At 71.7% G+C, this 13,498-nt stretch carries 15 protein-coding genes; 9 read left to right on the top strand and 6 right to left on the bottom strand.

Going from position 1 to position 13,498, the window contains the following annotated elements; translation table 11 throughout:
• Positions 1-43 precede the first annotated feature (43 nt).
• Together meaB and ACIBTS_RS33040 are read left to right on the top strand one after the other, a co-directional pair.
• A complete protein-coding gene (meaB, locus tag ACIBTS_RS33045; protein ID WP_399324328.1) occupies positions 44-1,000 on the top strand; it encodes a methylmalonyl Co-A mutase-associated GTPase MeaB in 957 nt (318 codons plus the stop codon).
• A 713-nt stretch (positions 1,001-1,713) separates the two neighbouring features.
• Positions 1,714-2,940: an MFS transporter gene (locus ACIBTS_RS33040; RefSeq protein ID WP_399324326.1), complete on the top strand. Its 1,227-nt coding sequence runs from the start codon at positions 1,714-1,716 to the stop codon at positions 2,938-2,940.
• Positions 2,941-2,968: 28 nt separating this feature from the next.
• Here ACIBTS_RS33040 and ACIBTS_RS33035 read toward each other — a convergent pair whose 3' ends face one another.
• The 4 genes from ACIBTS_RS33035 to ACIBTS_RS33020 all read right to left on the bottom strand — a co-directional run bounded on the left by ACIBTS_RS33035 (position 2,969) and on the right by ACIBTS_RS33020 (position 5,631).
• Positions 2,969-3,445 (bottom strand): MarR family transcriptional regulator, encoded by a 477-nt coding sequence (locus ACIBTS_RS33035; RefSeq protein WP_319677154.1) that lies wholly within the window; start codon positions 3,443-3,445, stop codon positions 2,969-2,971.
• 92 nt (positions 3,446-3,537) lie between these two features.
• Positions 3,538-4,344 carry an AIM24 family protein gene (locus ACIBTS_RS33030; RefSeq protein WP_319677157.1) on the bottom strand — a complete coding sequence of 269 codons (807 nt, stop codon included), beginning with the start codon at positions 4,342-4,344 and terminating at the stop codon, positions 3,538-3,540.
• 2 nt (positions 4,345-4,346) lie between these two features.
• Positions 4,347-4,997: an AIM24 family protein gene (locus ACIBTS_RS33025; RefSeq protein WP_399324323.1), complete on the bottom strand. Its 651-nt coding sequence runs from the start codon at positions 4,995-4,997 to the stop codon at positions 4,347-4,349.
• 1 nt (position 4,998) lies between these two features.
• Positions 4,999-5,631 carry an AIM24 family protein gene (locus tag ACIBTS_RS33020; RefSeq protein WP_319677158.1) on the bottom strand — a complete coding sequence of 211 codons (633 nt, stop codon included), beginning with the start codon at positions 5,629-5,631 and terminating at the stop codon, positions 4,999-5,001.
• Between the two features lie 193 nt (positions 5,632-5,824).
• On the opposite strand from ACIBTS_RS33020, the gene ACIBTS_RS33015 reads away from it, so the two are divergent.
• The 3 genes from ACIBTS_RS33015 to ACIBTS_RS33005 all read left to right on the top strand — a co-directional run bounded on the left by ACIBTS_RS33015 (position 5,825) and on the right by ACIBTS_RS33005 (position 7,587).
• Positions 5,825-6,169, top strand: coding sequence for a DUF3817 domain-containing protein (locus ACIBTS_RS33015; protein WP_399324321.1), 345 nt, complete (start codon positions 5,825-5,827; stop codon positions 6,167-6,169).
• Complete coding sequence (locus ACIBTS_RS33010) at positions 6,166-6,459, top strand: MTH1187 family thiamine-binding protein (RefSeq protein ID WP_079659483.1); 294 nt, start codon at positions 6,166-6,168, stop codon at positions 6,457-6,459. Before ACIBTS_RS33015 ends, ACIBTS_RS33010 begins: the two co-directional genes overlap by 4 nt.
• A 150-nt stretch (positions 6,460-6,609) precedes the next feature.
• Complete coding sequence (locus ACIBTS_RS33005; RefSeq protein ID WP_399324319.1) at positions 6,610-7,587, top strand: matrixin family metalloprotease; 978 nt, start codon at positions 6,610-6,612, stop codon at positions 7,585-7,587.
• 87 nt (positions 7,588-7,674) lie between these two features.
• On the opposite strand, the gene ACIBTS_RS33000 is transcribed toward ACIBTS_RS33005, so the two are convergent.
• Positions 7,675-8,658 carry a DUF5937 family protein gene (locus ACIBTS_RS33000; protein ID WP_399324315.1) on the bottom strand — a complete coding sequence of 328 codons (984 nt, stop codon included), beginning with the start codon at positions 8,656-8,658 and terminating at the stop codon, positions 7,675-7,677.
• Positions 8,659-8,750: 92 nt separating this feature from the next.
• Between ACIBTS_RS33000 and ACIBTS_RS32995 the strand changes: the two genes are divergently transcribed.
• From ACIBTS_RS32995 to ACIBTS_RS32980, 4 genes are all read left to right on the top strand, one after another.
• Positions 8,751-10,043, top strand: coding sequence for an MFS transporter (locus tag ACIBTS_RS32995; RefSeq protein ID WP_399324313.1), 1,293 nt, complete (start codon positions 8,751-8,753; stop codon positions 10,041-10,043).
• Positions 10,044-10,054: 11 nt separating this feature from the next.
• Complete coding sequence (locus ACIBTS_RS32990; RefSeq protein ID WP_319675632.1) at positions 10,055-10,564, top strand: MarR family transcriptional regulator; 510 nt, start codon at positions 10,055-10,057, stop codon at positions 10,562-10,564.
• 44 nt (positions 10,565-10,608) lie between these two features.
• The gene (locus ACIBTS_RS32985; protein ID WP_399324311.1) at positions 10,609-10,947 is read left to right on the top strand and encodes a DUF3817 domain-containing protein; all 339 of its coding nucleotides are present in this window, start codon (positions 10,609-10,611) and stop codon (positions 10,945-10,947) included.
• 119 nt (positions 10,948-11,066) lie between these two features.
• Positions 11,067-12,767 (top strand): methylmalonyl-CoA mutase, encoded by a 1,701-nt coding sequence (locus ACIBTS_RS32980; RefSeq protein WP_399324309.1) that lies wholly within the window; start codon positions 11,067-11,069, stop codon positions 12,765-12,767.
• Positions 12,768-12,823: 56 nt separating this feature from the next.
• On the opposite strand, the gene ACIBTS_RS32975 is transcribed toward ACIBTS_RS32980, so the two are convergent.
• Positions 12,824-13,447: a TetR/AcrR family transcriptional regulator gene (locus tag ACIBTS_RS32975; protein ID WP_319675630.1), complete on the bottom strand. Its 624-nt coding sequence runs from the start codon at positions 13,445-13,447 to the stop codon at positions 12,824-12,826.
• Positions 13,448-13,498: the final 51 nt, after the last annotated feature.

Genomic DNA, 13,498 nt, shown 5'->3' with positions numbered 1-13,498 from the left:
CTGACCTGCCTGGTCTCTCTGAATGGATCTGAACGGAGCTGTGATGCAGGACGTCTCCTCGCTGGTCGCCCAGGCCAGGGAAGGCCGGCCCCGGGCGGTGGCCCGGCTGATCTCCCTGGTGGAGGGGGCGTCCCCGCAGCTCAGGGAGGTCATGGCGGCCCTGGCCCCGCTCACGGGCAACGCGTACGTGGTCGGTCTGACCGGCTCGCCGGGCGTCGGCAAGTCGACGTCCACGTCGGCGCTCGTCACCGCCTACCGCAGGCAGGGCAGGCGGGTCGGCGTCCTGGCGGTCGACCCGTCGTCGCCGTTCTCCGGCGGCGCCCTGCTCGGCGACCGCGTGCGCATGTCGGAGCACGCCTCCGACCCCGGCGTCTACATCCGCTCCATGGCCACCCGCGGCCACCTGGGCGGGCTCGCCTGGGCGGCCCCGCAGGCGATCCGGGTGCTGGACGCGGCGGGCTGCGACGTGATCCTGGTGGAGACGGTCGGCGTCGGCCAGTCGGAGGTCGAGATCGCCTCCCAGGCCGACACCAGCGTGGTGCTGCTGGCCCCGGGCATGGGCGACGGCATCCAGGCCGCGAAGGCGGGCATCCTGGAGATCGGCGATGTCTACGTCGTCAACAAGGCCGACCGGGACGGCGCCGACGCCACCGCCCGCGAACTGAACCACATGCTCGGCCTCGGCGAGGCCCGCGGCCCCGGCGACTGGCGTCCGCCGATCGTGAAGACGGTCGCCGCCCGCGCCGAGGGCATCGACGAGGTCGTCGAGGCGCTGGAGAAGCACCGCGCGTGGATGGAGGAGCACGGCGTCCTCACCGAGCGGCGCCGCGTCCGCGCCGCCCGCGAGGTCGAGACGATCGCCGTCACCGCCCTGCGCGAACGCATCGGCGACCTGCACGGCGACCGCCGCCTGAGCACCCTCGCCGAACGCATCGTCGCCGGCGACCTCGACCCCTACCGCGCGGCCGACGAACTGGTGGCGGGACTGACCGAGCGCTGAGCCCCGCCACCGGTCCTGCCCATAGCCCCCCGAGAACGGCGACACCGACGTGCGCGCCGTGCTCGGCCGACTCTGGCGTCCCACCGGTTCCGCGCCCCTCGGGGGCGCCGGCTGCCGGGGGTGGAACCGGTAGCGGGGCTCGCCAGGGGCGGAGCCTCGCCGGTGCGGGTCCCGGCAGCGGTGCTGCTCGTAGCCCACCGTGAACCGCGGCGCCGACGTGTGCGCCGGGCTCGGCCGGGGCTGGCGTCCTGCCGGTTCCGTGCTCCCCGGGGGCGCCGGCCGTCGGGGTGCGGTATGCACCGTCTCGGCTACGACGTCGGTGGGGCCGTGTCGTTCACCGGCCCCGTTGCCATCGAGGTCGCCCTCAGCTCTGGCCGGCGGTGCCTTGCCGCAGGGTCGCCGGCCGTGTGCGGCGGGGCGACCCGGACGCCGGCGGCCACTGCGCCGCACGCCGTGGTCGGGGAGTTGGTCAGGTGGCGTCCAACTACGTTGTACCGGTGGTGAGTTGGTGTCGGCCCGCCCTTGTGAGTCCGGCCCCGGTGCCCGGAAAAGGCGCTGTGCGGCGCGGGGGCGCGCTGATACGTTCACCCGCGTGTTTCTCCTCTTGGCATAGGGCCCGCCTCGGCCCGTGACCGGCGAGCGGCAGTCGGCCGCGCCGGTCGCGGCGTTTCGGCGACCCCTTTCCCGCCCTGCCATGAGTCGAGGAACTCCTCATGTCCGCTTCACCCGCCGTGCGGCCTTCGTATGCCGTCGTGCTGCGCGTTCCGCACGCCCGCCGTACCTTCGTCGCCGCTCTGACCGGCCGCTTGTCGTACGGGATCGTCCCGCTGTCCGTGATGCTCGCCGTGACCCGGTCCTCGGGCTCGTACACGGTGGCGGGCACCGTGATGGCCCTGTTCGGGGCCACCGTCGTCTTCCTGTCGCCCGCCCGGGCGGCCCTCGTCGACCGGTACGGGCCGCGCCGGGCGCTCGTGCCGATGACCGCCGCGTACCTCGCGCTGCTCGGACTGCTGACCACGGCCGTCTCGCGCCCCGACGCCGCCCCCGCCCCCGTGCTGGGCGCGCTCGCCACCGCGGCCGGCGCCTGTGTGCCGCCGCTGGGGCCGACCATGCGGGCCGTGTGGGGCATGCTCGCCCCGGACCGCGCGCTGTTGCAGCGTGCCTACAGCCTCGACGGGGTCGCCGAGGAACTGCTCTTCGTCGCGGGCCCGTTACTGGTCGGCGTCCTCGTCGGCTTCGCGCCGCCGGCCGCCGGGATCCTCTTCGGGGCGGCCCTGATGGCCGGCGGCACGGCGGGGTTCGTGTCGTCGCCCGCGGTGCGGGACGTGCGGCCGGGGAAGGCCGCCGTGCGACGGGGCGGAGGCGGCCTGCGCGGGCTCGGGCGGCCCGTCGTCGCCGTCGCGGGCGTCGGGCTCGCGCTCGGCGTGGTCGACCTGCTGGTCGTGGCGTTCGCCGAGCGGCACGGGCACGGGACCGGCGGGGCGGGCGTGGCGTGGGTGCTGGCCGCGTTGTCCGCAGGCAGCGCCGTCGGCGGGCTGCTCAACGGGGCCGTCGCCTGGCGGACCGCGCCCGGGACGCGGCTGCCGCTGCTCACGGCGGGGCTCGGCGTGACCCTGTGCGGCGCGGGACTGGCGCCGGGGCTCGGCACGCTCGCCGTGGCCGTCGCGGTCGCCGGGTTCTTCGTGTCGCCGGCGCTCACCACCGCCTATCTCATCGCCGACGAGTGCGCCGCACCCGAAGCCCGGGTGCGGGCCGGGGCGTGGATCAACACGGCCGTCAACGCGGGGAGCACCGCCGGCACAGCGGTCGCGGGCGCGCTGGCCGGGCGGCTGCCGGTGGGGGTGTGCTTCGCGGTGACGGGGGCGGCGGTGCTGCTGACGGCAGCGCTCACCAGCACCTCCAGGGGGAGGGGCACGAGCGAACCCGCACCCCTCGCCTGACGGGCGCCCAAGGGGCGCCCCGTGACTCCTACGGGCGTCCCCGGTGGGTGCGGAGGTGTTCCGCGACGGGCTTCAGGGCCTTGGAGAGCTCCGTCGTGGCCTCGGGGGAGAGGAGGTCGATGAAGTGGCGCCGTACGGAGTCCACATGGTGGGGCGCGACCTTCTGCATCGTCTCCAGGCCGTGGTCGGTGAGGACGGCGTACAGACCGCGGCGGTCGGACTCGCAGTTCTCACGGCGCACCAGGTTGGCGTTCTCCATGCGGGTGATCTGGTGCGAGAGGCGGCTCTTGGACTGGAGGGTGGCGGACGCGAGGTCGCTCATCCGCATCCGGACGCCCTCCGACTCGGAGAGGTTCACCAGGATCTCGTAGTCGTTCATGGTCAGTCCGAACGGCTGCAGGTCCTTTTCGAGCTGATACGTCAACAGCCTGTTGACCTCCAGGTGGGTGCGCCAGGCGCACTGCTCCGCATCGGTCAGCCAGCGCGTGGCCGTTTCGGTCTCCATAAATGAAGTCTACCTAAAATGTTGAAAGGCGAACTAGTGAGGGTGGCGTGACGGTGCGCACGCGTTCGATGTCACACTCCGCAGACTACCGCTCACAGCCCGAAGCGACGCTGGAGGTCTCCCAGCTGTCCGGGAAGGCGCGGTGCGCCGGATTGCGCTCCGTGGCCGCCGTGACCGCCTGCTCCCGCGCCGCCGCCGGGCACTCCCGGCTCGTGCGGGACGGCCCCCGTGGCCTGCTCGGCCATAAGGGTCTCGGTCGACTGCAGAAGCACCGTGCCGGCGCCCACGAACTCGAACTGATGCTCCTCCCCGGAGGCCCCTCCGAGGCCTGTCAGCGCACGTAGACCGCCCATTACGCCGGTCATGTACCCGTGGTCGTAGTGATGGCACGGGGACGGGCAGTCGGCCCAGCCGACAAGCGCTTGCGGGTCCACCCGGATCGGCGGCTCCATGAACACCACCGGACCGTTGGACGCGGCGACGAACTTTCCGGTTCCGATCAGCGTCAGAAATCCGGGGACGATCGACTGCTTCAGCGACAGACTTGGCTGAAATGCGAGCAGATTGCCCGAGCGAATGGTCAGATTGCCGTCGTCCAGGTCGTACGAATTCACATCGAAGGCCCGGTCGGCGAGGAGCATCTTGCCCGAGCCCTCCGCCACGACCCAGTCGCTCGCGTGCAGAGGCGAATGGAACGAGGTGCGCACGAGACGGTCCAGCCGGCCGTGTCCGACGCCGTTGAAGTCGATCGAGCCGTAGTAGGAGATCATCTTCCCCTTCTGCAGGAACCACTGGCTCCCCTTGAGTTCCACGCAGAAGGTGTAGTTGTTCACGTTGTCGTCGACCGGCAGGGTCATGGGGTCGTACACCGTCGGGCCGCCGCCCGGAGCCCCGTACATGCTCACAGCTTCTCCTCCGACGCCTGGACGAACACCGCACCGCTGCCGCTGAGTTCCAGCTGGAACGCCTCGCCCGAGCCGCGGCCCACCATGTCCCGCCAGCCCAGCGCGGTCGACAGCTTGTTGCGTACGTCGCCGTGGTGCGCGACGTACGCCTGGGGGTCGACATGGACCGGACGCTGCGGGGTGATCGGGACCTCGAAGACTCCGCCGTGGGCCATCACGGCGACGGCTCCGTGTCCCTTCAGGGTGGTGGTGAACAGCCCCTGGCCGCTGACCTGGCCGCGCACCATGCCCATGACCCCGCCCTGCGAGCCGAGGAACATCGTGCCCTGCTGGAGCGTGCCCTCGAAGGCGAGCAGCCGGTCCGCCTCCACGTACAGCGTGTCGCCGGTGAGCCGGATGACCTGGACGTGGTGGCCACCGTGCCCGAACAGGACCGTGCCGCTGCCCTCGACGGTCATCAGGGGCGTGTCCTCGTTGGCGAGCCGCCGCCCGATCATGGACATCACGCCGCCCTGCCCGCCCTGGACGTTGGGCGTGAACGCCACCTCGCCGCGGTAGGCCAGCATCGCGCCGCGCTGGCTGAAGAGCCGTTGCCCGGGGACGACGGTCGCCTCGATCATCTTGGAGTTGATCTCACGGAAGGTCATCTCACACGTCCCCCGCGATCGTGTTGCGCTCGCTCGGCTGGACGTACACCAGGCCGTCCCCCTCGAACCGGATCTGGAAGGCCTCGCCGCCGCCCTCGCCCATGAACGTGCGGAACGTCACACCCGACTGGAAGGACTGCCGGACGTTGCCCTGGTGCGCGACATACGCGCCGGGGTCCACGGTCAGCGGATACTGCGGGCTGACGCGCAGCACCACCGCCGGCCCGTCCGAGGTGATCGCGGCCTGGCCGTGCCCCTCGACGGTCGTCGTGAACAGCCCGTTGCCCTGGGTCGCGCCGCGCAGCCCGGTGAAACTCGTCCCCGTCCTGAGGCCCGCGTCGGTCGCGAGCAGGTTGCTCGACTCGACGTACAGCTTGTCCCCCTGGAGTTGGACGAGGTTGATCTCGCAGGCCCGGTCGGCGAACCAGCACGTGCCCTGCCCCCTCACCTCCATCACGGTCATCTGCTCGCCGGTGAGCCGCCGGGTCACCATCCCCCGGATCCCCTCGCCGCCCCCGCTGAGCTTCTTGAAGGCCATCTGCCCGTCGTACGCGACCATCGAGCCGTTCTTCGCCTTCACGGCGTCCCCGGTCATGTCTACGGCAAGCACCTTGCTGCCTTGAAGTCGAAACATCGCCACGCAGCGAAGGTAGCCGCCGCGCGGGTGCGCCGAACAGCACCCGGGGGTGGAGAGCGACCCTGAACGCACCCTTAGGGGGATCGTTTGCCACAATGGACGAACGCTTGTGCGCGCGTTCACAAACCTGACTCTCGCAAGCTCGCGCAAACCGCCCGCCCATCGTCGTACCTCCCCCCGAAGGTGACTCGTGGACCTGAAGACAGCTTCCGCCATCCGCCGCCTGCGCCTGGTCTCCGCGCCGGAGGCCGTGTCCTTCCTCCTGCTGCTGGTCTGCTCGGTGCTGAAGCGGACCACGGACTTCAACGCGGTGCCGGTGATGGGCATGGTCCACGGCGTGCTGTTCATCCTGTACCTGCTGTTCTGGGCGGACGCCTGGAACCGCACCAAGTGGTCCCCGAAGACCGCCGCCCTCTACTTCGTCCTCTCGGTCCTGCCGACCGGCGGTTTCTTCGCCGAGCGCAAGCTGCGCCGTGAGGCCGAGGATGCGGTCATCGCCTCCCGCGCCCGCCAGGAAGGCATCGTGAACGCATGATCGTCGCCTTCTCGGTCACCCCGCTGGGCGTCGGAGAGGACGTCGGCGAATACGTCGCCGACGCCGTCCGGGTCGTCCGCGAGTCCGGCCTCCCGAACCGCACCGACGCCATGTTCACGTCCATCGAGGGCGAGTGGGACGAGGTCATGGACGTCGTCAAGCGCGCCGTGGCCGCCGTCGAGGCACGCGCCCCCCGGGTCTCCCTGGTCCTCAAGGCGGACATCCGCCCCGGCGTGACGGACGGCCTCACCTCGAAGGTGGAGACCGTGGAGCGCCACCTCGGCCAGTGAAGCCCGCCCCGCCAGTGGCTGGGTACACCCGTTTGGGCGGTCGCTCGAACGGGTGAGGGTGGGCGGGGTTTTGGCGTGTGCCGCGTGGCTAATGTCTCCCGGGGTCGATCAAGTTGCGCCCAGTGGGGTGGCATTGAAGGGGAGTGTGCGGTGGCAGGGCGGCGCGGGCCGGGGCGATTCGGCAGGGCGATCACGGCGTTCGTACTGACGGCATCGCTGGCGGTGGTCTGCGTGGGGGAGGCGCACCGCGCGACGCCCGCGTGCGCCCGCGCCCTGGGCGAGCTGACCGTCGACGACCTGCCCGCCGGCTCGTCCGTGCTCGACTGCCTGGCCGTCGGCCGGGTGGTCACCCACGGCGGGGCCGCCGTGACGGTGCCCGAACCCGGCACGACGGTCAGCGTCGACGCGCTCACCACGAACGGCTCGGCAGGCGACTTCACCCTGGCCGTCGCCGCCGACGGCACGGTCTCCTACCCTCACGAGGAGGCCCGCACCGAGGCCGCCGCGGGCAGTCGCGCCGACGCGCCCGCCCCTTGCGCCGACGGCGCCTACTCTACGGCCGGCCGCAAGGAGTACGGCACGTACAAGTGGTTCGTCGGCGACAGCCCCCTGCCCGGCGGGCTGTCCCGCGCCGAGGCCCGGCGGGCCTTCGAGGACGCCATCGCCACCATCACCACCAGCCGCAACGACTGCGGGTACGACGACGCCGTCACGGCGAAGGCCCGCTACCTGTCGACCACCGGCCACGCGGCCGGCATCGACCGCGCGGCCCGCTGCGTCCGCCGGGACGGCCTGAGCGTCTGGGACGGGGGCGACCTCGGCACCGACGCCGTCGCCACGACCTGCTCATGGAGCCGTCCGGTCCCCGGCGGCCCGGACGAACTCCTCGAGGCCGACGTCCGCTTCAACACCCGCGACTACACGTTCACCGACAAGCCGTCCGGCGGCTGCACGCGCGCGTACGACATCCGCAGCGTCGCCACGCACGAGGCCGGCCATGTCTTCGGCCTCGGCCACTCCGGCGCCGGACACGAGAACCTCACCATGTACGCGAACTCCTTCGCCTGCTCCACCGGAGCCCGCAGCCTCGGCAAGGGCGACGTCCTCGGCCTGCGCAGTCTGTACTGAACGACTCGATGACTGAACGGCTGAACGGCTGAACGGCTGAACAGCTGAACAGCTGAACAGCTGAACGGCCGCGCGGGGAGAGCGTGTTCAGGCGCCGCCCGACACCAGCGCCATTCCCAGCGGCGTCCGCTCGTACAGCACCTGATGGCCGTAGCGCCGGGATACCAGCAGCCCGGAGTCGCGCAGCACGCCCAGATGCCCGGAGACCGAGGACGGCGCGAGGCCCAGGCGGTGGGCGAGGGCGGAGGTGGACGCCGGCTCGTCGAGCGCGGTGAGCACGGCGGCCCGGCCCCGGCCGAGCAGCCGGACCAACGCCTCGGGGGAGCGGTCGGCAGGGTCCGACCACAGACCGCCTATGCCCCGCGCCGGGTAGACGAGGGTCGGCTGCCAGGGCGGATCGAACGCGCTGACGACGTCGGGCCACGAGAACACGCTCGGCATCAGCACCAGCCCCTGTCCGCCCAGATGGCGCTCGTGCTCGCCCTTCGAGGCGACGGTCAGGGTCCCCGCCCGCCAGCCGCACCGCCGGTCGATCTCCGGCAGCAGCCCGCCCAGGCCCACCTCGGCGAGCCGCCGCGAGTGAAAGGCGACGTCGGCCTCCAGCAGGGCGCGCAGCCGTGGCCAGTCCGGCGCGAGGAGGGTGTGCCAGATCTCCTCCAGCACCTCGGCCAGTTCCCGGATCATCCGCTGCGGATCCGCGAGCCACGCCCGTCCTTGCGGCGAGTCCAGCGCGCCCGGGCTGTTCGCGAGCGAGCGCGCGGTGTCCGCGCGGGCGGCCCGCGGATCGGCGGCCCGCACGGCGGCGAGCTCCTCCTCGAACCCGGCCACGGGCCCCACCGGCGGCGGGCACAGCCAGTCGGGGGAGTGGCCCCGGCGCGGCATCAGCAGCCACAGCCCGGTCAGGTCCAGCGCCTCGGCCGCCGTACGGATCCGGCGCAGCCAGGGCGCGTGATAGCCGTGCCGGTCGGGCCGCTTGAGCGTGCGCGCGACCTCCTGCGTCTCCCACAGCGGGGACACGGCGAACCGGCAGCGCAGGAAGTCGTCCTCCCCGAAGTGCAGATGCGACGGCACGCTTCCACCCCCCCTGGGCCCCCGGCCCCTCGAACATTCGGCTGTGCCCGAAACTCTAGGCCCCGCACCCCCGCCCGAGCACGCTGCTGCCCATGTCAGAAGTCACGAGGGCCACGACGGCCACCACGGCCACCACGAACCCGGTAACCGCGGGGAAGACACCGCCGGCCGGCTACCTCCGTGTCCTCGCCGTCCGTGAGTTCCGGGCCGTCTTCGCCGCCCATCTGCTGTCCATGCTCGGCGTGATCGTCGCCGAGGTCGCGCTGTCCGTCCTCGTCTACGACCTGACCGGCTCGCCCCTGATGAGCGCCCTGGCCTGGGCGCTCGGCTTCCTGCCGTACGTCGTCGGCGGCACGCTGCTCGCCGGGGTCGCCGACCGCTTCCCGGCCCGGCGCGTGCTCGTGGGCTGCGACCTGGTGTGCGCGGTGTGTGTGGCGCCGATGACGGCGCTGGGCGCTCCCCTCGCCGTCCTGCTGGTCTTGCGCTGCTGCCTCGCCGTCGTCTCGCCGATCTTCGCGGGCACCCGGATGGCCACCCTCGCGGACATCCTCGGCGACGGCGACCTGTTCGTCCTCGGCCGCTCCCTGCTGCGCATCACCTCGCAGAGCGCACTGCTCGTCGGCTTCGGGTTCGGCGGACTGCTGCTCGCCGTCGTCTCCCCGCGCCGGGCCCTCCTCGTCACCGTCGCCACCTTCCTCGCCTCCGCCGCCCTGCTGCGCCTGGGCACCCGCAGCCGACCCGCCCGGGCTCGCACCGGCGGCGCGCTGGTCACGGACTCCCTCAAGGGCGCCCGGCAGGTCCTCGCCGACCGCCGTACCAGGGCGCTGCTGCTGCTCTTCTGGGTGGCGCCGACGTTCGCGGTCGCCCCGGAGGCGCTGGCCGCGCCGTACGCCGACGACCTCGGCGCAGGCTCCGTCGGCCTCGGCCTGCTGATGTGCGCGCTGCCGGTCGGCGCCATCGCCGGCGAGCTGTACGCGGGGGCCCGGCTGCGTCCCGTCACCCGCGAGCGCATCGCCCTCCCGCTCGTCTGTGTGACGCTGCTGCCCTACCTCGGCTACGTCCTCCACCCCGGTCTCGCCGCCTCCCTCGTCCTGCTGCTGGTGTCGGGGGCCGGCTCGGCGTACACCCTTGGCCTCGACCAGTGGATCGTCCGGGACGTGCCCGAGGAGCTGCGCGGACGGGCCATGACGCTGCTCACCGCGGGGCTCATGACGTTCCAGGGCGTCGGCATGGCGCTGGCGGGGGTGGCCGCGGAGCTCGTGGGCGTGGCGGGCGCGGTCACGGGGGCCGGGGTGTTGGGGACCGTGTGCTGTGTGGTGGTGGCCGGGGAGATCCGGCGGACCGAAGGCCGAGACGGGGCTGACCGCGATATGACCGGCCGGTAAGGTCTGGAGACGTGCCGAAACCGCTCAGTCTCCCCTTCGACCCCATCGCCCGCGCCGACGAGCTCTGGAAGCAGCGCTGGGGAAACGCGCCGTCCATGGCCGCGATCACCTCGATCATGCGCGCGCACCAGATCCTGCTCGCCGAGGTGGACGCCGTGGTCAAACCGTACGGCCTGACGTTCGCACGCTACGAGGCGCTGGTACTGCTCACCTTCTCCAAGGAGGGCGAGCTGACCATGTCGAAGATCGGCGAACGGCTCCAGGTGCATCCCACCTCGGTGACGAACACCGTCGACCGTCTGGTCAGGTCGGGACTGGTGGACAAGCGCCCCAACCCCAACGACGGGCGCGGGACCCTCGCCGTCATCACCGACAAGGGCCGCGAGGTCGTCGAGGCGGCCACCCGGGACCTGATGGCGATGGACTTCGGGCTCGGGGTGTACGACGCGGAGGAGTGCGGCGAGATCTTCGCGATGCTGCGCCCGCTGCGGGTGGCGGCGAACGACTTCGAGGACCAGTAACCCCGCGCAAGATCGCCCGATAACCGACGGTTACGCTCGTCCTCATGAAAAAGAGCGTGCTGACCCGCTACCGCGTCCTGGCCTACGTCACCGGTGTCCTGCTGGTCCTGCTGTGCCTGAGCATGATCGCCAAGTACGGCCTGGACGTCGACGGCGCCGCGGACTTCACCCGCGTGGTGGCCATCGCGCACGGCTGGCTCTACGTCGTCTACCTGGTCTTCGCCTTCGACCTGGGCTCGAAGGCGAAGTGGCCGGTCGGCAAGCAGCTGTGGGTGCTGCTGGCGGGCACGATCCCGACGGCCGCGTTCATCGTGGAGCGGAAGATCAGCCACGAGCTGGAGGGCAAGTTCGCGGACGCGGCTCCGACGCCCGTCAAGGCCTGACCCCGCCGCCGTACGCCACACGCGCGTGCGGCGGTTGTTCGCGAAGTTTTACTAGGACGTCCTACTAAAATTCATCGACTCCATCGACATTTATTCGGACGTCCTAGTAAATTTGGGGCATGGACGCTGACGCCATCGAGGAGGGCCGCCGCCGCTGGCAGGCCCGGTACGACGCTTCGCGCAAGCGTGAAGCGGACTTCACCACGCTCTCCGGGGACCCCGTGGAGCCGGTCTACGGGCCGCGGCCCGGTGATGCCTACGACGGCTTCGAGCGGATCGGCTGGCCCGGCGAGTACCCCTTCACGCGCGGGCTGTACCCGACCGGTTACCGAGGGCGCACCTGGACGATCCGGCAGTTCGCGGGGTTCGGCAACGCCGAGCAGACCAACGAGCGCTACAAGATGATCCTCGCCAACGGCGGCGGGGGCCTGTCCGTCGCCTTCGACATGCCGACCCTGATGGGGCGCGACTCCGACGACGCGCGCTCGCTGGGCGAGGTCGGGCACTGCGGGGTCGCCATTGACTCGGCCGCCGACATGGAGGTCCTCTTCAAGGACATCCCCCTCGGTGACGTCACGACCTCCATGACCATCAGCGGTCCGGCCGTCCCCGTCTTCTGCATGTACCTCGTGGCCGCCGAACGGCAGGGCGTGGACCCGGGCGTCCTCAACGGCACGCTCCAGACGGACATCTTCAAGGAGTACATCGCCCAGAAGGAGTGGCTCTTCCAGCCCGAGCCGCATCTGCGCCTGGTCGGCGACCTGATGGAGTACTGCGCGGCCGGCATCCCCGCCTACAAGCCGCTGTCCGTCTCCGGCTACCACATCCGGGAGGCGGGCTCGACGGCCGCGCAGGAGCTGGCGTACACGCTGGCGGACGGCTTCGGGTACGTCGAACTGGGGCTCAGCCGCGGCCTGGACGTGGACGTGTTCGCGCCCGGCCTGTCCTTCTTCTTCGACGCGCACCTCGACTTCTTCGAGGAGATCGCCAAGTTCCGTGCGGCGCGCCGGATCTGGGCGCGGTGGATGCGCGACGTCTACGGGGCGCGCTCCGAGAAGGCACAGTGGCTGCGCTTCCACACCCAGACCGCCGGCGTCTCGCTGACCGCCCAGCAGCCGTACAACAACGTGGTGCGTACGGCCGTGGAGGCGCTCGCGGCCGTGCTCGGCGGGACCAACTCGCTGCACACCAACGCCCTCGACGAGACCCTCGCGCTGCCGAGCGAGCAGGCGGCGGAGATCGCGCTGCGCACACAGCAGGTGCTGATGGAGGAGACCGGCGTCGCGAGCGTGGCCGACCCGCTGGGCGGTTCGTGGTTCGTCGAACAGCTGACGGACCGGATCGAGGCGGACGCCGAGAAGATCTTCGAGCAGATAAAGGAGCGCGGCACCCGGGCCCACCCCGACGGGCGGCACCCCATCGGGCCCATCACCTCCGGCATCCTGCGCGGCATCGAGGACGGCTGGTTCACCGGCGAGATCGCCGAGTCCGCCTTCCGCTACCAGCAGGCCCTGGAGAAGGGGGAGAAGAAGGTCGTCGGCGTCAACGCGCACACCGGGTCGGTGACCGGGGAGCTGGAGATACTGCGGGTCAGCCACGAGGTGGAGCGGGAGCAGGTCCGGGCGCTGGCGGCGCGGAAGGCGGCGCGGGACGAGCGGGCCGTACGCACCGCCCTCGACGCCATGCTGACCGCCGCGCGCGACGGCTCCAACATGATCGGGCCGATGCTGGACGCGGTACGCGCCGAGGCGACGCTGGGCGAGATCTGTGACGTGCTGCGGGACGAGTGGGGGGTGTACACGGAGCCGGCGGGTTTCTGAACCGGCGGGTTTCTGAACGGCCCAGGGAGCGGTGATCCAGGGCGGAAACCCGGCGGCTACGAACCGGGCAGGCCCGTGAGGCCGCCCAGCAGGACTGTGGTGAAGCGGCGAACCCACTCCTCGTCCGCCGGTTCCGCGCTGACCAGGGTGCGGTGGACGACCGCGCCGGCGACGACGTCGAAGATGAGGTCGACGGTGCGGGCCGCCTCCTCGGGGTCGGACTCCGGGGGGAGTTCGCCGCGGGCGCGGGCGCGGGCCCGGCCCTCCAGGACGAGGTCCTTCTGAGGGTCGACGATGGAGGCGCGGATGCGCTCGCGCAGAGCGTCGTCGCGGGTGGACTCGGCGACGGCCGCCATCAGACCGCTCTTGGCCTCCGGGCGGGCCAGGATCGCCGCGAACTGCAGGACCACGCCCTCGATGTCGGCGGCCAGGCTGCCGCGGTCGGGGAGTTCGAGTTCGCCGAAGAGTTCCGCGACCGCGTCGACGACCAGTTCGCTCTTGCCGGACCAGCGGCGGTAAAGGGTCGTCTTCGCCACGCCCGCGCGCGCGGCCACATCGCCCAGGGTCAGCTTCGACCAGCCCAGTTCGACCAGCGCCTCCCGTGTCGCAGCCAGGATCGCGGTGTCCGCGGCGGCGCTGCGCGGACGGCCGGTACGGCATACGGGGGTGCGGCTCTGCATCCCCCGACCATAACCGGCGGTTTGTTCCGGGCTTCGGTGAGGCAGATCACC

It is taken from the genome of Streptomyces sp. NPDC050121 (genome assembly GCF_044460385.1).
Taxonomy (GTDB): domain Bacteria; phylum Actinomycetota; class Actinomycetes; order Streptomycetales; family Streptomycetaceae; genus Streptomyces; species Streptomyces soliscabiei.
Note: the sequence above shows the minus strand (reverse complement) of the source record. Positions and strands in the feature narration are given on the sequence as shown.